The sequence below is a fragment of the Photobacterium sp. 53610 genome (assembly GCF_036409375.1).
GTDB lineage: Bacteria > Pseudomonadota > Gammaproteobacteria > Enterobacterales > Vibrionaceae > Photobacterium.
Genome location: NZ_JAXOFS010000001.1, coordinates 1358487 through 1376789, shown reverse-complemented (window position 1 = coordinate 1376789; position 18303 = coordinate 1358487). Strand labels below are relative to the sequence as shown.

Genomic DNA, 18303 nt, shown 5'->3' with positions numbered 1-18303 from the left:
GTTGCTGAGAAAAATCAGGGTTTTCATCATGAGCAGGGTCAGGAAGAGGCCCGGTGGCTTGGAAATCAAGTGTTTGAAATCCCGGTTCAGCCACGTATGAACTGGATTTCATCTATAGTTAACTTGGCACTGTATCTGGCGAGAAGATCAGGTCAGGACGGCTTGGGTTGAGTACGGTTTCATGTTCAATGGCGGCAGGTCGCACTCTATAGTGATAATGTATTGTTGGTTGGCGAAAAAAATGGCATTTTCGTCAGTGACTGTTTCAGGGAATAAAAAAGAAAATGAAAAAATTAGCGTTATTGATCATTCTAGGGTTTTCAGCAACCAGCGCTCATGCTGAAGTGAAAGAAACGATTACTGACATGACAAGAGGGATTGTCAAGTTCACGAAAGAAATCTCAAGTGGTTTGACTGAAGGTTTCAAAGAAGGCAGAAGTTCCACGGAAAGTGCGGATGGTTCGGTTGTCGCGACCAATGAGAAAGAAACCCTTGAATATATTGAAATCGATCTTGTGAGTGTAATGACGGAAAAAGATTCGAATTTGACTGTTGTGGAACTGAGCTTCAAAAATAAACACAACAAACCCGTCAAAATCACCGGACTCAGCGCAGAAGGTGCGCTGCTGACGATTGATAAAGATGGTTTCTCTCACGCGCTGGCAAGCTGGCAGCAGATTGAGTTCACGGTGCCAAACGAAGCTGCGAAAAAATATTCGTTCACCTTCTCCGGCGATCCTTCACAAGTCAAGCAAGTGAGAGTCTGGCATAAAACCTACAACGTGGGTTCAAAGCGGAAAGATATCGGCGCGTAATCTCAAAAGCTCCTTTCATTTAAGCAAGCGACGCACATTGGTGCGCGCTTGCCTGATGCCGTTGGTTTATGAACAAGCAAACTTTGAGCGTCATCCTTGGTCAGCATCAGGGCCGTATTGAGTTTCAGTGCGAGCGTACTCTTGTCTGGGTTGATACATCAGTACTGGCAACAGAAAGAAGTCTTGAGATAGCGAATCAAGACTTGAATGACGTTTGGGAATCAATGTCGCTTGTTTTGTCTTTCGCAGAGAAAAAGATGCGTGAGCTGGATGCTAAGCTTTGGGCGAAACTGGATGATCTATCAATGAGCTCAGAAGCATTAGAAGTTTGGGGTGTTTGGTATTACCCGCACACCCGCGTAGCGCATTATGATGTCAATTACAGTCTCACGGCAGTTGATTTCGATTTACCTGAGGAGCGTGTGATTGTTATTCGTAAAACAGACGGCACACTCAATTTCGCTGAAAATACGATATCACTAACTTAAAAGCGCAGTGCCTTTACAACTTATGCTTTCTTCCCGCTATACAACCTTGGTGCACTCCGGTGCGGTAAATGGATGAGATTCAGGTTGTTGTGCCGCGCCCAGCGGACGGTCATCGCTGTGGGGGCGGAGAGGCTGACGAGTGTGCCGATTTTGGCACGGACGGCCTTCTGGATAAGCTCCAGGCTGCATCGGCTGGTGATCACGGCGAAGCCGGATTCCGGGTTGATGCGGGCAGCCGCCATCGCACCAATCAGTTTGTCCAGCGCGTTATGACGGCCGATGTCTTCCCGGCAGAGCTGGATATTTCCGGCTGCGTCGACATATAGCGCGGCGTGCAGCGCGCCACTGCTGCGGGCGACTTCCTGCACTTCACTGATCCGCGACCGCAGATTGTGCAGCAGGCTGGCTTTGGGGGGCGGCACCGGTGTGAGCGGTGTTAAAGGCGGCAGTGCCTGTTCAATCGCTTCCACACCACATATCCCGCAACCACTGGTACCTGCCAGCTGACGACGGTGATTTTTCAGCGACCAGAAAGCCCGGTTGGAAATCTCAACTTCCGCATGATGCGAATCGCACCCGGCAGTCAGGGTAATGTCGTAAATTTCTCCGACTGAGCTGACAATGTCGTTGCTCAGGCTGAATCCTTTGACGAAATCTTCAATGTTTCCCGGGGTGACCATCATTACGGCCTGACTGATGCCGTTATAGCTGATCGACAACGCCGTTTCGCTGGCTAAGACGGCATGGTCTGTAATGGTTGCCTGATCATCATCGAGCAGCTCAATATAAGTAAATGTGTCAGGTGAAGGCGGGGCCGCATTCACATCTGAAATGTCATACGCTTTTTTTTCAGGGTCATTCATGATGCTGCCTGTTACCGGAAAATCATGGGCTGGAATCGGATACAGACAGGCTACGCAACTGCCTGTCTGTTGTCCAATGGCTTGTTTTGATGGCCTGATAAGGCGGGTCTATGGCGTTTTACTAGCTTGAAAAATCCCTTTCGCTTCAGCAAAACATTTGTCGGCCAGTGCGGACCGGGGCTCGCTGCGGCGCATGACCAGTCCGAGCGGCGAATGAATGACGGCATCGGTGATGGGCACGATGTTCAGGTGTTCATTCATCGCCTCAATCCCGCTTCTCAGAGGCATGATGGCACAGCAAATTCCCGCGTTCACCGCCTGAATCAGCTGAAAGGTCGAATCACTTTCCAGAATGGTGTGCGGGTCGATGTCGTGACTGCGGAAGCTGAGATCAATGGACTGGCGGTAGTGCATCCCTTTGGTCAGCAGCCCCAGCGGTTGCCGGCCAACGGCTTCCCAGCTGAGATCAGCATCGTCGAACTGAAAGTGACGGACGTCATGCAGCAGGCCCATGCTGGTAGCGGTAAGCCGGATGATATCGAAAAACTGGGTATCGACCTGATCGAGATAGCAAAAACCCAGATCGAGCTGGTTGCGGTTGAGATGATCGATGATCTGTTCTGAGGTTAATGAACTGAGCTGGAAATGCAGCTCGGGATAACGTTTGGACAAGGGCTTCAGCAGTTGCATGGGATTGAGGCTTGCCAGCGGGACCATCCCAAGACGCAGACTGCCGACCAGCTGGCCGCGGCAACTGGCCGCTTCGGCCTGTAAACCGTCATGGGCGGCTAACAGGGTTCGAGCCCAGGCCAGGATGCGTTCGCCTTCTTCGGTGAACCCTTCGAATCGCTGTCCGCGGGTGATCAGAACCAGATCCAGCTCGTCCTCCAGATTGCGGATCCGCATCGAGAGGGTGGGCTGAGTAATGTGGCAGAGGGCTGCCGCCTGACCGAAATGCCGGGTTTGATCCAGCGCGATCAGGTACTTCAGTTGTTTGATATCCATGTTTTACCCTGAGGGTGTGTTTTTATTTGGGAAAATGCATTGACCCCGGCATCTCTGAAGATGCAGCAGCATTGGCTGAAGCTTCAGAACGTTCGGGGATATGTACTAATCATGGTGCAAATTGAGTAATTGTTGCGGAGTATTGACGTTCTGAAGCCGTGGATCGTTCTCATCACAATCGATGGCAATCACATCATGTTGTTTCAGAATCGTCATCAGGCTGCGTTCACCTGACTGCCAGGCCGCTTTCAGCTCAGGCAGTAAAGCCTTTGGGATCAAGCTGAACATGGGCTGCCACTGCCGGCCCTGACGGACCATCGCCGGACGAGGCGTTTGTGCAGATGCTGCGGCCAGCATCTGATCAATCAGGGTTTGGTTCAGCAGGGGCGCATCGCAGGGAAACAACAGCAGCCAGTCATATCTGGCTTCCGTCAGCCCCTTCAGGATGCCGGCCAGCGGGCCGGGAAACCCGGCGACGTCGTCAGAAAGTGTCCGGTCGCAGTAAGCCGCGTAGGTTTGCGCGTTCCGGTTGCAGGAAATCAGCAGGTCATCTGTCAGTGGCCTGACAACGTCATGCAGACTGGCAATCAGCGGTCGGCCACGAAACGGAACCAGCCCTTTGTCTTGTCCTCCCATACGTGAGCCTTGCCCGCCAGCGAGCAGGAGTACAGAAAAGGAAACTGGATTCTGGTTCATTTTGTTTACAGCCATTTCAACTATCCTGCTCAAAAATATAACGTTTATGCTTCATAGTCCAATAAACGCAATTGATGAATTGATAGATAAGATTTATCACAGCAGTGGTCGTGTGCTGATTGATCTGGATCGTCTGTCGCTGCATATGCGGGCTGTAGGTCCATCTGCAGCGGCTCAGTTCAGCACATACTCCACGGGCTCTAAGGGCGCTGGCAAATCAGGGTGCCCCAGCGCATCCAGCAGGTCACGTTCAATAGTGCGGACAAGGGCATCGGTCGGCAGATCATTTTCATCCCGGCCAAAGGGGTCTTCCAGTTCGTCACCGATGGCATCCAGTCCGAAGAAGGTATAACTGACGATTGTCGTGAATACCGGAGCCAACCAGCCCAGAGGCTCGGCCATCGCGAAGGGCAGCAGGAGACAGAAGATATAAATAGTCCGGTGCAGCAACAGGGTATAGGGAAACGGCAGGGGTGTGCCCTTGATCCGCTCGCAGGTTGCCTGTGCTTCCGACAGTCCGTGCAGGCATTTCTCCAGCGTGATGTAACGCCAGTCACTGATGGCATTGCATGCTGCCAGTTCAGAACATTGACGGCTGATGTTTCTCAAAATGCCGTCACTGATGTTCTGGCCGTAGGTCCCGGGGATGTTTGACACCCAAGGGCCTGCGGCATGCAATTCATTTTCACCGCGCAGGCGGGCATTCAGGGCATGGGCAAATCCGCACAGTTCTCTGAGCATGGCTTCGCGTCTGGCCGGATCGGGGATGGCAATGCTGGCTCTGGCAAAAGAACGCATTTCAATCATCACTTTGCCCCAGGCCTGACGCCCTTCCCACCAGCGGCCATAACAGGCGTTATTCCGGAAACTCATAAAGATGGACAGGGAAATCCCGAGCAACGTAAAGGGCGTTGCATTCACGCGGGAAAATAGCGCCGGATAAAGCACCTCGATGAAGACAATCATGGATGCTAGCGCCGTGACCATCAGGCTGCGGAGCGCAATGCGTTTGGCAATGGATCCTTTTAATGAAAAAAGGATATCCGATAATTTCGGTTTGGGATGGACGATCATGGGATACCTGAACTCTTTTGGGAAAGCCTGTTTTGAATCAGTTTCTGTTTGCACAGAAATTATGTTTTATATTATTTATGGTTGATGGTTCGGCAGCGTTTTGTGATGAGTTATATTTCAGCTGGCTGTTGATTAAAGCGTATTCAGCCCGTTTTTAATGGTCAAATAGATTGTTTTGATTGGATGATAAATACGATTGATGAAGATGATTTATCGCAGGGGATATTCATTTGTTGCGGGGAATAAAAAATCAGGTGGATTTGTTTTCTGCTTGCGTGATGTTTGCTTTTATATATTTTAATGGGCTGAGATAAAAGCACTTTCTGATATTTTACCGCCCTGATAGATACAATTTATTACCTCTTCAATAATATCAATTAGACGCTACTCTTAAACCGCCATAATCTTTGATTCAGATCATTTTAAATGCAGACCTTATTCCTGGTCCCGCATGAAATTCATCTGCAAAAAATGAAACGGATGTCAGTTTGAATCAGAGAACGCTGAATTTCTGATCATGCGCCGTGACTTTCATGAACGCATTCGCAACCGCTGACACCTAATCTGAGGCGTACTTTTATGAACCACAAAGAAAATATCAGAGATTACAACGGCCCGGCTGCAGGCTGGGGAGCGTTGAAAAGTGTCACCAAAAGCTGGCTGGGCAGTGAGAATGCGTTTCGAAATCTCAGGGCAATGCTGAAAACAAACCAGAATGGCGGCTTTGACTGTCCGGGATGCGCCTGGGGAGAATCGCCGGAAGACGGGTTAGTGAAGTTCTGTGAAAACGGCGCCAAAGCGGTGAACTGGGAAGCAAGCGGGCGTCTGGTTGATCCGAATTTCTTTGCGCAATACAGCGTCTCTGAGCTGCTGAAACAAAGCGACTACTGGCTGGAATATCAGGGTCGGCTGTCTCACCCGATGCGTTACAACGCGGAAAGCGATCATTATGAGCCCATCAGCTGGCAAGATGCTTTCGCACTGATTGCCAGACACCTGAACAACCTTGAATCCCCGGATCAGGCGGAGTTCTACACCTCAGGCCGTGCCAGCAACGAAGCCGCTTATCTGTATCAGCTGTTTGTCCGTGCCTTCGGCACCAATAACTTTCCGGATTGCTCGAACATGTGCCATGAGGCCAGCGGGATTGGGATGTCCGAGACCATCGGGGTCGGCAAAGGCACGGTGGTGTTTAAAGATCTGGAGCTGGCTGATGCCATCTTCGTGATCGGCCAGAACCCGGGCACTAATCACCCGCGGATGCTGGAGCCATTACGGGAAGCGGTGAAACGCGGCGCGCAGGTGGTTTGTTTTAACCCGCTGAAAGAACGAGGTCTGGAACGTTTTCAGCACCCGCAGCACCCGTTTGAAATGCTGAGCAATGGCTCGGAACCCACCAACACCGCTTATTTCCGCCCTGCACTCGGCGGCGACATGGCTGCGATGCGCGGCATGGCGAAGTTTTTACTGAACTGGGAGCGTGAGGCGCAGGAAAAAGGTGAACCGGCCGTGTTCGACCATGACTTCATTGAACGTCACACCACAGGACTGGATCAGTATCTGGCCGAAGTCGATGCCACCAGCTGGGATCACATTGTTGAGCAATCAGGTCTGACATTGGCGGAGATTGAAATGGCAGCGCGCATGTACCGCCGTGCCGAAAGGGTCGTGATGTGCTGGGCGATGGGTCTGACGCAACACCGCCATTCGGTGCCGACTATTCAGGAGGTCGTCAATCTGCAACTGCTGCGCGGTAATGTCGGGAAACCGGGGGCAGGACTGTCACCGGTGCGCGGGCACAGTAATGTGCAGGGTGACCGTACGATGGGGATTGATGAACAGCCGCCGGAATCCCTGCTGAATGCACTGGAAGACCGGTTCAGATTCCGGGTTCCCCGGATGCACGGTCATAACGCGGTTCTGGCCATTCAGGCGATGGAAGAAAAGCGTGCCAAAGTCTTTGTTGGTCTGGGCGGTAATTTTGCACAGGCAACTCCGGATACGCCGCGCACCCATGCAGCGCTGCGCAACTGTGACCTGACCGTGCAAATCTCAACCAAGCTCAACCGGGGTCATCTGGTGACCGGGCGGGAAGCGCTGATCCTGCCGTGTCTGGGCCGGACTGAAGTGGATCTGCAGGCGGAAGGCCCGCAGGGGGTTACTGTGGAAGACACGTTCAGCATGGTTCATATCTCCTATGGTCAGCTGAAACCCCGTTCACCTCAGCTGCGTTCTGAGCCGGCCATTATTGCAGGGATGGCGAAAGCGACGCTGGGCGATCATCCGGTGAACTGGGACTGGGTCGTGGCGGATTACAGCCGGATTCGGGACCTGATTGCCGATACGATTCCGGGTTTTGAGAACTTCAACGATAAGCTGAAACATCCGGGCGGTTTTCATCTGGGGAACGCGGCCGCACAGCGGCAATGGCATACCCCGAGCGGAAAGGCGCAGTTCACACCTTGTGAACTGCCCGGACAGCTGGTGAATGAAACGGTGCTGGCGCGTGGCGAAAAGCCGGATCTGATCCTGCAAACCATGCGCTCGCATGACCAGTACAACACCACCCTCTATGGTCTGGATGACCGTTACCGTGGCGTCTTCGGCATCCGGGAGGTGGTGTTTGCCAATGAAGCGGATATCCGTCGCCTCGGGTTCGAACCGGGCGAAAAAGTGGATCTGGTCTCTTTGTGGGAAGACGGAAAAGAGCGTCGGGTCTCCGGATTTATGCTGGTCGCCTACGACATTCCGTCCGGTCAGGCAGCCGCTTATTACCCGGAAACCAACCCGCTGGTGCCGCTGGAAAGCTACGGTGACCGGACCTACACCCCGACATCGAAATTTGTGGCGATCCGACTGGAAAAAGCACAGGCAGACAACCGGATTCCGTCGTCTGCGGTATGAATCAATCGTGATTCGCTGAACGTTTCAAACGGCAGCCGGCAACGGCTGCCCTGATCAGATAAGTTGTTATCGAAAAGGATAGTTGTATGTTTCATCTGGAAGCATTAGATCTCGCGCGGATTCAGTTCGCGTTTACGGTCTCTTTTCATATTATCTTTCCTGCCATCACCATCGGCTTAGCCAGCTACCTGGCTGTGCTGGAATGGCGCTGGCTGAAAACCGGAAATCAGGTTTACAAAAATCTGTATTACTTCTGGTCGAAAATCTTTGCCGTCAATTTTGGCATGGGCGTGGTATCCGGGCTCGTGATGTCTTACGAGTTTGGCACCAACTGGGCGCGTTTTTCCGATTTCGCGGGCAGCGTGACCGGACCGTTATTAACCTATGAAGTACTGACGGCTTTCTTCCTTGAGGCTGGTTTCCTGGGCGTGATGCTGTTTGGCTGGGAACGTGTCAGCCGCAGGATGCACTTTTTCGCAACTGTGATGGTGGCGATCGGGACGCTGATCTCGACCTTCTGGATTCTGTCTTCGAACAGCTGGATGCAGACGCCGCAGGGTATTGAAATTGTGGACGGCCGCATTGTGCCGCTCGACTGGTTCAAAATCGTGTTTAACCCGTCTTTCCCGTACCGTCTGGTGCACATGGCGCTGGCTGCTTTACTGTCGACTGCCTTTTTCGTGGCGGCATCCGCAGCATGGCACTTACTGCGCGGACGCAATACCGCTGAAATCCGGAAAATGCTGTCGATGGCGATGTGGATGATTCTGCTGGTTGCGCCGATTCAGGCTTTTGTCGGCGATGCCCACGGGCTGAATACGCTCGAACATCAGCCCGCTAAAATCGCTGCCATTGAAGGTCACTGGGACAACAAACCGGGTGAGGCCACCCCGCTGATCCTATTCGGGATTCCGGATATGGATGCGGAGAAGACCCGCTACAGCCTGGAAATTCCTTATTTAGGCAGCCTGATTCTGACCCACAGTCTGGACAAGCAGATTCCGGCACTGAAAAGCTTTCCGAAAGAAGACCGTCCGAATTCAACCCTTGTGTTCTGGAGCTTTCGCATCATGGCGGGTCTGGGCATGCTGATGCTGCTTTCCAGCCTGGTGGCCCTGGTGCTGCGTCGCAAAGGAACACTGTATCAGAATAAAACCTTCCTGCGTTTCATGCTGATGATGGGCCCGTCGGGGCTGATTGCGCTGCTGGCTGGGTGGTTCACAACCGAAGTCGGCCGTCAGCCCTGGGTCGTTTACGGCATGATGCGGACGCATGACGCGGTCTCGAATCATGACGTGGTCCAGATGACCATCTCGCTGGCTGTGTTTGTGGTGGTGTACTTTTCAGTGTTCACCGTCGGGATTGGCTACATGATGCGGCTCGTCAACAAAGGCCCGAAAGGCTTATACGGACTTCAGCCACAAGAAGGGCTGCCATCGCTGAAACCTCAGTCGGTCACGGAATAAGGAAGTGGAATCATGAATATACAAGGTATCGATCTGTCGATTATCTGGAGCGTTCTCATTGCCTTCGGCATCATGATGTACGTGATTCTGGATGGTTTCGATTTAGGACTGGGCATCCTGTTTCCGTTTATTTCCGATTCGGAAGAGCGGGATGTCATGATGAATACCGTCGCACCGGTTTGGGACGGGAATGAAACCTGGATTGTTTTTGGTGCGGCGGCAATGTTCGGGGCATTTCCGCTCGCGTATTCACTCATTTTTGAGGCGCTCTATCTGCCGCTGATTTTTGTGCTGGCCGGGCTGATCCTCCGCGGCGTTGCCTTTGAATTTCGCTTTAAAGCGGAACCAGAGAAGCGTCATATCTGGGATAAAGCTTTTATTGCCGGGTCTGTGCTGGCGACCTTTTTCCAGGGCGTGGCACTGGGCACGTATGTCTCAGGGATTCCGGTGGTGGACCGCCAGTTCGCGGGTGGCGCATTTGACTGGTTCGCACCGTTCCCGCTCTTCTGTGGTGTGGGGCTGGTCCTGACCTACGCGTTGCTGGGCAGCACCTGGCTGCTGATTAAAACGGAAGGGATGCTGGAAGCGCGGATGCGTCATTACAGTCGTCCGCTGGCTTATCTGCTGGCATGGGTGATCGTACTCACTTGCGGATGGACGGCATTCATTCATAAAGATATCGCACACCGCTGGTTCCATGGTTCACACTGGCTGCTGACCGGCGCCATAGCCGTGCTGGCCGTGATCGCCTTGTATGCACTGCAAAAGAGCCTGCGAGAACGTCACTCTCATAAGCCGTTTATCTCGACACTGGGATTGGTCTTTCTGGGGTATGCGGGTCTGGTGCTGAGTGTTTGGCCGAATATTGTGCCGCCGTCGATTGATCTCTGGGAAGCGGCATCGCCAACGACCAGTCAGTTGTTTGCATTAATAGGCACCTTACTGATTTTACCGGTGATCCTGATGTACACCTTGTGGGGATATCATGTCTTTCGGGGTAAGGTGAAACCGGGGGATGCATATCACTGATTCCAGCTCATCACAGTCGGAATAACGAGAAACGGGCACCGCAGATTGCGTGCCCGTTTTGCATTCGGAAAGCTATCAATCTATGCAATTTATGGGTAAATGCCCGCAGCTAATTAATCAGATAAATATTGCTGTTTGTATTTCGACACTTTGGCAAAAAATGGCAGGGTGCATCCGATGAAAAGAATGACCACTGCAAACTCAATCATTTCATATTCAACCAACATAAACGCAGAAAATAAAAATAATAAAACAAGAAATATAATAATAGAGATATGCACGTATGGATGTTTTTTTGAGAATTTAGCATATTTCACGATCATCATATCCCTCTTTAATATTCATTAAACTGATGATTGGATAGAGCCAAGAGACGCAAATATAAATATGATGCTTTGATAAAGCATTTCTTTTATTTTCTGTTGACTGAAGTATACGACAGAATTCACAGTTTTACTGAGTTTAGATGAGTTTACAAAAAGAGAAATGTTAAATATTCGTTGAATAACAGTTGTTTAGGTTGATTTCCGAACTGGTGTGATCGTGAGAGACCACCCAGTTTGTGCTGGGACAATTCTGTCTGTGAGCACTGTTCACATGTTAAAAGGCACTTCTCAGAGAAGTGCCTTGTTGTGGTTGCGAATGAGACCGTTTATTTCAGAACATCGACTTCAGATCTTTTATTTCAGATCAAAGCGGTCGGCATTCATGACTTTGGTCCAGGCATGCACGAAGTCATGCACGAACTTCTCTTTGGCATCGGCACCCCCATACACCTCAGAAATGGCACGGAGTTGCGAATTGGCACCAAAGGCCAGATCGACGCGGGTGGCGGTCCATTTCACCTGACCGGTCTGACGGTCACGGCCTTCAAACTCGTCGGCTTCTGCGGTGGTTGGCGACCACTCGATATTCATATCAAGCAGATTCACGAAGAAGTCGTTGGTCAGTACGCCGGGTTTGCTGGTGAAGACCCCCTGTTTTGAGCCGCCGTAATTGGCGTCCAGCGCACGCATCCCCCCGATGAGGACGGTCATTTCCGGCGCTGTCAGAGTCAGTAACTGCGCCCGGTCAAGCAGCATTTCTTCTGCAGGGACGGTGAATTTGGTCTTCAGGTAATTCCGGAAACCATCGGCAACAGGCTCCAGCACATCGAACGAATCAGCATCGGTCTGATCGTCTGTTGCATCCGTCCGTCCCGGTGAGAACGGAACCGTGACGCTGAACCCTGCGGCTTTCGCTGATTTTTCGATGGCAGCCACGCCGCCGAGGACAATCAGGTCAGCCAGAGAGACCGCTTTTTTGCCCGACTGAGCCGAATTGAAGTCTTTCTGAATCCCTTCATAGGTGCTCAGGACTTTCTTCAGCTGAGTGGGCTGATTCACTTCCCAGCCATTTTGCGGTGCCAGACGAATCCGGGCACCGTTGGCGCCGCCCCGGCAGTCAGAGCCGCGGAAGGTGGATGCGGAAGACCAGGCGGTATACACCAGCTCCTGCACGCTCAGGCCGGAGTCCAGAATCGTCTGTTTCAGGCCGGCAATGTCGCTGTCTGAGATTAGTTCATGATCCACCGCAGGCACTGGATCCTGCCAGATCAGATCTTCTGCCGGGACTTCAGAACCAAGATAACGGGCTTTCGGCCCCATATCACGGTGCGTCAGTTTGAACCAGGCCCGGGCAAAAGCATCAGCAAATTCATCCGGATTGGCACGGAAATGTTCGGATATTTTGCGATATTCCGGGTCTTCGCGCATCGACATGTCTGCCGTGGTCATCATGATGTTCACGCGTTTGGACGCGTCTTCCGGATCCGGTGCCTGATTTTTGTCCGTGACATTTTTCACCTTCCACTGATTGGCACCCGCCGGACTCTTGGTCAGTTCCCACTCGTTGCCCAGCAGCATTTCAAAGTAAGTGTTATCCCATTGGGTTGGCGTTGGGGTCCAGGCGCCTTCCAGGCCACTGGTAATGGAATCCCGGCCTTTACCGCTGCCGTGTGCGTTCTTCCAGCCCAAACCCATCTGTTCCATGGGAGCGGCTTCCGGATCCGGCCCCACAAGAGCAGCATCACCGGCACCATGACATTTCCCGAAGGTGTGACCACCGGCGGTCAGCGCGACGGTTTCATAATCGTTCATCGCCATCCGGGCGAAGGTTTCACGCACGTCACGACCGGATGCGACCGGATCCGGATTGCCGTCCGGGCCTTCAGGGTTGACGTAAATCAGACCCATCTGAACGGCTGCCAGCGGGTTTTCCAGATCACGGTCACCACTGTAACGTTTGTTACCCAGCCATTCGTCTTCAGCACCCCAGTAGATATCCACTTCTGGTTCCCAGATATCTTCCCGGCCGCCGCCAAAGCCAAAGGTTTTGAAGCCCATGGATTCCAGTGCCACGTTCCCGGTGAGAATAAAGAGGTCGGCCCAGGAGAGTTTCTTGCCGTATTTCTGTTTGACAGGCCACAGCAGACGGCGGGCTTTATCCAGGTTGCCGTTGTCCGGCCAGCTGTTTAACGGGGCGAAACGCTGGTTACCGGTCGATGCGCCACCCCGGCCATCGCCGGTCCGGTAGGTGCCTGCGGCATGCCAGGCCATACGAATCATCAGCGGGCCGTAGTGACCGTAGTCTGCGGGCCACCAGTCCTGGGAGGTTTTCAGGACGTTCTCAATGTCTTGTTTGACCGTTTTGAGGTCGAGTGTTTTAAATTCTTCCGCGTAGTTGAAGCCTTCACCCATTGGGTTTGACTTTCTGTCGTTCTGATGAAGGATTTTGAGATTCAGTTGATTGGGCCACCAGTCTTCATTGCGTGTACCTGAGCCGCGAAGATTGGTGTTACTGCCGTGCATTACCGGGCAGCCACCTGATGCGGCACCTTTACCATTACTCATACAAGACTCCTTGCTTACCTTGGCATTAAGGTTGGTTTTGACAGTTACCTTTTGGTTTACACACTTGAATATAGTCCGAGTATCAATCGAATAAAGACGTTTTTATCAATAATAGTCATCGGTTTTTTCAATCGCAGATATCTGGATACAGCCAAAGTATTGGAGTTTGTTTGTGGTGAAGATGAGTGAATAAGTTTTATGGAACAAATGTCATAACTATCCTCTCTGTCAGCGCTTATGGAAATGAGGAAATTCGATTAATATGTGAAAAAATTCTGACATTCTACGGATATGTTTAAAAAATCTTTATCTTATATCGGTTTTTTTTATGATCACTTGCGTGATCTTGTACGCATTTATTTTTCTGTTTAACATCATTGCCATTCCTTTTTTATCTCTGTGATTTGGCAGTGTGCTGAATTTTTTTGCTTTTTATTTTTCTTTCATTAATTTACTTGCCTCAATTGGGTCGTTTCTGAGTTACTTGAAATCAATCCTCTTCAGGAAAGAGGAGAGGGGTTTAATTTATAAATCTATACACGGCTTGATTGTATTTTTGTTGTTTTCCGGATCTGGGGTAGGGGCGTTTTATTTGCTGTCTGGGAATTTTATGCGCAAGGATAGCTATATCATTGGGGTCGGTGTGCTTTCTGAATCCAGTAAAGAATTGTTATTTTCCGTCTTATTGTTTGGCGGGATTATTTTGGCGTTTTATCATTCGTTTGGTCTTATCTTCAAAATTTTAAGGTTGATAAAGTAATCTTATTTTTGCCTATCAGATGGAATCTTTTGGCTCATTATTGTTGACGTTATTGCTGGTCGCGCTGCTTTGATTGGGTTTAGTATCCAGGGTGAAGTTGTGAACCTTTGCTGGCTATCAAAAAAGACTTATTTGTTCACTCTGCGCAGTTAGCGGCGGTGCTCAAGGTTAGTTTGAGATACGGGAATCATTCTCACATGAATTGAAGGCAAAGTTGGCGTGAACGATGACCAAATATGACGTGGTTCTTATCGCTGAGATGATCGCTCAAGCGTTATCCATAGAATGAATGTCTATGCTGCATTTCATAAAAGAGTGCACAGACAATTGAAAACAGAACAAGAAGGAAACGAAATTGCAGCGATTCCCCAAAGGATAAGCATGTTGCGAGGTTGCCTCGTACGATTCATGCAGCTACACGAGGATGTGATCGCTTTTTATTCGATTGATGAATGGTGTCAAGCAAATGATCGCTGCTATTGGTTGAGTACCTCGACAAGCGAGGTGATATTTCATGAGCTCTGTATGACGAAATATACGATGTTTTTTATGCGGTACATTATTCATGGGAAATAGGTTTAAAATTTTAAACTTTTTGTCGCCTAGAAAACGAGAATTTTACAAGTCTCGGAATCAAGATGGAAACGATTGCAAAATTTTTTTTAGTCTCACTATTGATAGTTATCGCTGGATTTATATTCACAAACCCTTTTGTGTTAATGTGCCTTGGGGCGATTGTTAACCTATTTTTCTTTCTTGGTGCCGCCAATCTGTATTACGAACCCATTAAAGACTTATTTGATCAGACACCCAAGCAGCCGAGTCGACATAAAGATTCATTTTTTGTTCATGTTTTTTCTTTGATCCCGGGGCTTGCGCTCTTACTTGTTGGGTTTGCAATTTATTATCTGTTTTCTTACCTGTATTTGCACACCCCTCAGTACCATAGCGAGCGGGTCTGGTCCGGCACTGTTCAGGTTGTCAGAGCCACTTCCAAGGAAGTTGCTGATTCCAATAAGATGTTCTGGTTTGTTTTCTTTTATGTTATTGGTGGAATTCTTTCGCTTAAAATTGTCACAGGAGGGAAATCAGAAGATCAAAATTTCGCTCCCGGTAAAAACCATCATCATTATCAGCCGCCCACACAAGAAGAGATTGAAGCCAAAAGAGAAAAGAAACGCCGGAATCTTGAGAACCGGAGGAAGCGGAGTAAAAAGAAGAAAAAGTAAAATTTGTGCCCGTTATTACTGCAGCTTCGAGAGAAACTCAGTTTATGATTCGAATCAGAAATCTTGTCAAACAGAAAAAGCGCAGCATACAGAAGCGCAAATGAGGCGCTTCAGTGTGGATGACCGATGTGAAGCTGAATGATTCGAGACAGTTGGTGGATCGCTTGGGTATGCCGCTCATCCAGTTCAAATGACGTATTCAACCTGAGACAATGATTAAACTGGCTGCCGGGTGAAAACATGTTGCCGGGGGCAATGGTGATGTTTTCCGCCAGCGCCTGCGCGTAGATCGCCATGGCATCCGCCTGCTGCGGCAAGATCAGCCAGACAAAATAACTGCCTTCAGAGTGGATCATCTGGACGGAAGCGGGGAGTGAACGGGCAAGAAGCTGGCACATCCCTTTTTTTCTTTTGTCCAGCGTGCGTCTGAGTTGCTTCAGATGATGCTCATAATTACGCGTATTCAGATAATCAACCAGTGCGAGCTGGATCGGCACGCTGGTTGTCAGCGTGCTCATTAACTGAAGCTTTTGAATCTCCAAAGCCCTTTTGCCAGCAGCAACCCAGCCGATGCGGTAGCCCGCAACCAGTGATTTTGAGAATGACGAACACAGCATCACATTTCCGGTGGTATCGAAGGTTTTAGCCGGTATGGGTTGCTCTGTACCTGAATAGAGTTCGTTGTACACATCATCTTCTATCAGCGCGACCTGATATTTCTGCAGCAACGCAATCAGGCGCCGCTTTTTCGCTTCAGTCAGGGTAAACCCCAGCGGATTCTGCTGGCTGGTCATCAGCCAGCAGGCTTTGACCGGGTGAGACTGAAGCGCACGCTCCAGCGAATCCAGATCAATCCCGGTGTGCGGGTCAGTCCGGACAGACAATGCCTTGAGTCCGAATCGTTCTATTGACTGCAGCGCGCCATAAAATGTCGGCGATTCAACAACCACCCAGTCGCCGGGCCGGGTCACGGCCTGAAGGCTCAGGTTCAGGGCCTCGAGCGCGCCGGCTGTAATCACGATTTCATCCGGTGAAATATTGACGCCCTTTGCTGCATAGCGCTGGGCGATCATCGTCCGTAATGTGTCATTGCCCGGCGGCAGATTATCAAGGGCATTCGAAACGGGCAGGCTGCGGGCGGCATGCATCAGCGATTTATTGACCTGATGCCGGGGGTAGAGGCTGGGGTCCGGATAAGCAAAACCGAAGTTCACCATATAGGGTTTCCGGCTGGCCTGCAGGACATCAAAAATGAAGCTGTTGATATCGACGGATTCTGCGGTCTCGACGGCTGCTTTTTCTGATTCGGCAACGTTCTGGATGTTGTCGGCCACCGTGTAACCGGAGCGGGGATGGGCTATCAGCCATCCCTGGGATTCGAGCAACTGATAAGCATGCATTACGGTCATCAGGCTCATGCCTGAGTGTTCCGTCTGTTTCCGCAGTGATGGCATGCGTTCTCCGGCACGCCAGATACCAGATTCAATCTGCTGGCGGATCTGTGCCGCCAGTTGTTCGTATTTCGCCAATGTAGGGTCCGGAAAGAAGACAGAACAAGTCGGAAATATAACAATTTTTTAATAAATCTGTTATAGGTTTTGAGCGCTTTTCTGTATCTTTTTTTATTACAGGGTTCTTTCAATATATGCGTACTATATAACGACTCAATAGGAAGCTTATGTTTGGGCTTGATGCTTTCATGCTTGCGCGAATCCAGTTCGCTTTTACGGTTTCTTTTCACATCATTTTCCCCGCAATTACCATTGGTCTGGCGAGTTATTTAGCGGTCCTGGAAGGACTATGGCTGAAAACCCGTCAGGAAGACTACAAAACCCTGTACCACTTCTGGTCGAAAATCTTTGCCGTGAATTTTGGCATGGGCGTGGTGTCCGGACTGGTGATGGCATATCAGTTTGGTACTAACTGGAGTGGTTTCTCTGAGTTTGCCGGCAGTATTACCGGACCGCTGCTCACTTATGAGGTGCTGACGGCATTCTTTCTGGAGGCCGGTTTTCTTGGCGTGATGTTGTTTGGCTGGAAACGCGTCGGCGATCAGCTTCATTTTTTTGCGACCTGTATGGTTGCTCTGGGAACACTCATTTCGACCTTTTGGATTCTGGCCTCCAACAGCTGGATGCATACCCCGCAGGGGTACGAAATCATGGATGGTCAGGTCGTGCCGATCGACTGGTTTGCCGTCATTTTTAATCCGTCATTTCCGTATCGCTTGCTGCACATGACGGTCGCCGCATTTTTGAGTTCCGCGCTGTTTGTCGGCGCTTCTGCAGCCTGGCATCTGCTGAGAGGGAATCAAAGCAATGCCATCCGGAAGATGCTGTCGATGTCGATGTGGATGCTGCTGCTGGTCGCACCGATTCAGGCTTTCATCGGAGATTTACACGGACTCAATACCCTGAAGTATCAGCCGGCCAAAATCGCTGCGATTGAAGGGCACTGGGATAATTCGAACGGGGAGCCAACACCGTTGATCTTGTTTGGTCTGCCGAATATGGCTGAGGAGCGGACAGATTATGCGATTGAGATTCCGGCTCTGGCGAGTGTGATTCTGAAGCACAGCCTGACGGAGCCGATTCCGGCACTGAAAGACTTTCCTGCTGAAGAACGGCCTTATTCTCCGGTTGTATTCTGGTCATTCCGGATCATGGTTGGACTGGGGCTTTTGATGCTGCTGCAGGGCGTGATTGGTCTGTGGATGCGGCGGAAGAACAGGCTTTACCACAATCCCTGGTTCCTGAAATTTACCTTATGGATGGGGCCGTCGGGTCTGATCGCTATTCTGGCTGGCTGGATTACGACGGAAGTTGGCCGTCAGCCCTGGGTGGTGCATGGCCTGCTGAAAACCCAGTCTGCGGTGTCTGCCCATGGTGATCTCCATATGAGCCTCAGTCTGCTCACTTTCTTTGTGGTGTACAGCTTCGTGTTTGGTGTGGGCTATTACTACATGGTGCATCAGATCCGACTTGGACCTGACGGCAATCATGAGGCTGAAGAGCATGATCTGCCAACGGTTTCCGGCCGTATTTAATTGGTTCCGTTATTTGAATGAGTCATTAAGAAAAGGA

13 protein-coding genes are annotated in these 18303 nt (G+C 50.6%); 7 read left to right on the top strand and 6 right to left on the bottom strand.

Features of this window, described 5'->3' with window-relative positions; genetic code table 11:
• The first annotated feature begins 284 nt into the window (after nucleotides 1-284).
• A complete protein-coding gene (locus SPK40_RS06225) occupies nucleotides 285-815 on the top strand; it encodes a hypothetical protein (protein ID WP_330959787.1) in 531 nt (176 codons plus the stop codon).
• A 68-nt stretch (nucleotides 816-883) separates the two neighbouring features.
• Nucleotides 884-1303 carry a hypothetical protein gene (locus SPK40_RS06220; RefSeq protein ID WP_330959786.1) on the top strand — a complete coding sequence of 140 codons (420 nt, stop codon included), beginning with the start codon at nucleotides 884-886 and terminating at the stop codon, nucleotides 1301-1303.
• A 20-nt stretch (nucleotides 1304-1323) separates the two neighbouring features.
• Here the strand turns inward: SPK40_RS06220 and fdhD are convergent, their stop codons facing one another.
• The 4 genes from fdhD to SPK40_RS06200 all read right to left on the bottom strand — a co-directional run bounded on the left by fdhD (nucleotide 1324) and on the right by SPK40_RS06200 (nucleotide 4941).
• On the bottom strand, nucleotides 1324-2166 hold the full coding sequence (fdhD, locus tag SPK40_RS06215) for a formate dehydrogenase accessory sulfurtransferase FdhD (RefSeq protein ID WP_330959785.1): 843 nt from the start codon (nucleotides 2164-2166) through the stop codon (nucleotides 1324-1326).
• Between the two features lie 108 nt (nucleotides 2167-2274).
• Nucleotides 2275-3171 (bottom strand): LysR family transcriptional regulator, encoded by an 897-nt coding sequence (locus SPK40_RS06210; RefSeq protein WP_330959784.1) that lies wholly within the window; start codon nucleotides 3169-3171, stop codon nucleotides 2275-2277.
• Between the two features lie 105 nt (nucleotides 3172-3276).
• A complete protein-coding gene (gene mobA, locus SPK40_RS06205) occupies nucleotides 3277-3882 on the bottom strand; it encodes a molybdenum cofactor guanylyltransferase MobA (protein ID WP_248139520.1) in 606 nt (201 codons plus the stop codon).
• Between the two features lie 159 nt (nucleotides 3883-4041).
• On the bottom strand, nucleotides 4042-4941 hold the full coding sequence (locus tag SPK40_RS06200) for a bestrophin family protein (RefSeq protein ID WP_248139521.1): 900 nt from the start codon (nucleotides 4939-4941) through the stop codon (nucleotides 4042-4044).
• A 579-nt stretch (nucleotides 4942-5520) separates the two neighbouring features.
• Between SPK40_RS06200 and SPK40_RS06195 the strand changes: the two genes are divergently transcribed.
• The 3 genes from SPK40_RS06195 (at nucleotide 5521) to cydB (ending at nucleotide 10340) form a co-directional block, all read left to right on the top strand.
• Nucleotides 5521-7845, top strand: a complete 2325-nt coding sequence (locus SPK40_RS06195; protein WP_330959783.1) for an FdhF/YdeP family oxidoreductase — start codon at nucleotides 5521-5523, stop codon at nucleotides 7843-7845.
• An 86-nt stretch (nucleotides 7846-7931) separates the two neighbouring features.
• Nucleotides 7932-9311, top strand: a complete 1380-nt coding sequence (locus SPK40_RS06190; protein WP_330959782.1) for a cytochrome ubiquinol oxidase subunit I — start codon at nucleotides 7932-7934, stop codon at nucleotides 9309-9311.
• 12 nt (nucleotides 9312-9323) lie between these two features.
• Nucleotides 9324-10340, top strand: a complete 1017-nt coding sequence (gene cydB / locus SPK40_RS06185) for a cytochrome d ubiquinol oxidase subunit II (RefSeq protein ID WP_330959781.1) — start codon at nucleotides 9324-9326, stop codon at nucleotides 10338-10340.
• A 680-nt stretch (nucleotides 10341-11020) separates the two neighbouring features.
• On the opposite strand, the gene katG is transcribed toward cydB, so the two are convergent.
• Nucleotides 11021-13231: a catalase/peroxidase HPI gene (gene katG, locus SPK40_RS06180; protein ID WP_330959780.1), complete on the bottom strand. Its 2211-nt coding sequence runs from the start codon at nucleotides 13229-13231 to the stop codon at nucleotides 11021-11023.
• A gap of 1398 nt (nucleotides 13232-14629) precedes the next feature.
• On the opposite strand from katG, the gene SPK40_RS06175 reads away from it, so the two are divergent.
• Nucleotides 14630-15220 carry a hypothetical protein gene (locus SPK40_RS06175; RefSeq protein ID WP_330959779.1) on the top strand — a complete coding sequence of 197 codons (591 nt, stop codon included), beginning with the start codon at nucleotides 14630-14632 and terminating at the stop codon, nucleotides 15218-15220.
• Nucleotides 15221-15330: 110 nt separating this feature from the next.
• On the opposite strand, the gene SPK40_RS06170 is transcribed toward SPK40_RS06175, so the two are convergent.
• On the bottom strand, nucleotides 15331-16749 hold the full coding sequence (locus SPK40_RS06170) for an aminotransferase-like domain-containing protein (protein ID WP_330959778.1): 1419 nt from the start codon (nucleotides 16747-16749) through the stop codon (nucleotides 15331-15333).
• A 149-nt stretch (nucleotides 16750-16898) separates the two neighbouring features.
• Here SPK40_RS06170 and SPK40_RS06165 point away from each other — a divergent pair, with 149 nt between their 5' ends.
• Nucleotides 16899-18266: a cytochrome ubiquinol oxidase subunit I gene (locus tag SPK40_RS06165; RefSeq protein WP_330959777.1), complete on the top strand. Its 1368-nt coding sequence runs from the start codon at nucleotides 16899-16901 to the stop codon at nucleotides 18264-18266.
• The last annotated feature ends 37 nt before the right edge of the window (nucleotides 18267-18303 follow it).

Coding starts and splice junctions, on each gene's coding strand:
- SPK40_RS06225 (WP_330959787.1), top strand. CDS start 285: ATGAAAAAATTAGCGTTATTGATCATTCTAGGGTTTTCAGCAACCAGC.
- SPK40_RS06220 (WP_330959786.1), top strand. CDS start 884: ATGAACAAGCAAACTTTGAGCGTCATCCTTGGTCAGCATCAGGGCCGT.
- fdhD (WP_330959785.1), bottom strand. CDS start 2,166: ATGAATGACCCTGAAAAAAAAGCGTATGACATTTCAGATGTGAATGCG.
- SPK40_RS06210 (WP_330959784.1), bottom strand. CDS start 3,171: ATGGATATCAAACAACTGAAGTACCTGATCGCGCTGGATCAAACCCGG.
- mobA (WP_248139520.1), bottom strand. CDS start 3,882: ATGGCTGTAAACAAAATGAACCAGAATCCAGTTTCCTTTTCTGTACTC.
- SPK40_RS06200 (WP_248139521.1), bottom strand. CDS start 4,941: ATGATCGTCCATCCCAAACCGAAATTATCGGATATCCTTTTTTCATTA.
- SPK40_RS06195 (WP_330959783.1), top strand. CDS start 5,521: ATGAACCACAAAGAAAATATCAGAGATTACAACGGCCCGGCTGCAGGC.
- SPK40_RS06190 (WP_330959782.1), top strand. CDS start 7,932: ATGTTTCATCTGGAAGCATTAGATCTCGCGCGGATTCAGTTCGCGTTT.
- cydB (WP_330959781.1), top strand. CDS start 9,324: ATGAATATACAAGGTATCGATCTGTCGATTATCTGGAGCGTTCTCATT.
- katG (WP_330959780.1), bottom strand. CDS start 13,231: ATGAGTAATGGTAAAGGTGCCGCATCAGGTGGCTGCCCGGTAATGCAC.
- SPK40_RS06175 (WP_330959779.1), top strand. CDS start 14,630: ATGGAAACGATTGCAAAATTTTTTTTAGTCTCACTATTGATAGTTATC.
- SPK40_RS06165 (WP_330959777.1), top strand. CDS start 16,899: ATGTTTGGGCTTGATGCTTTCATGCTTGCGCGAATCCAGTTCGCTTTT.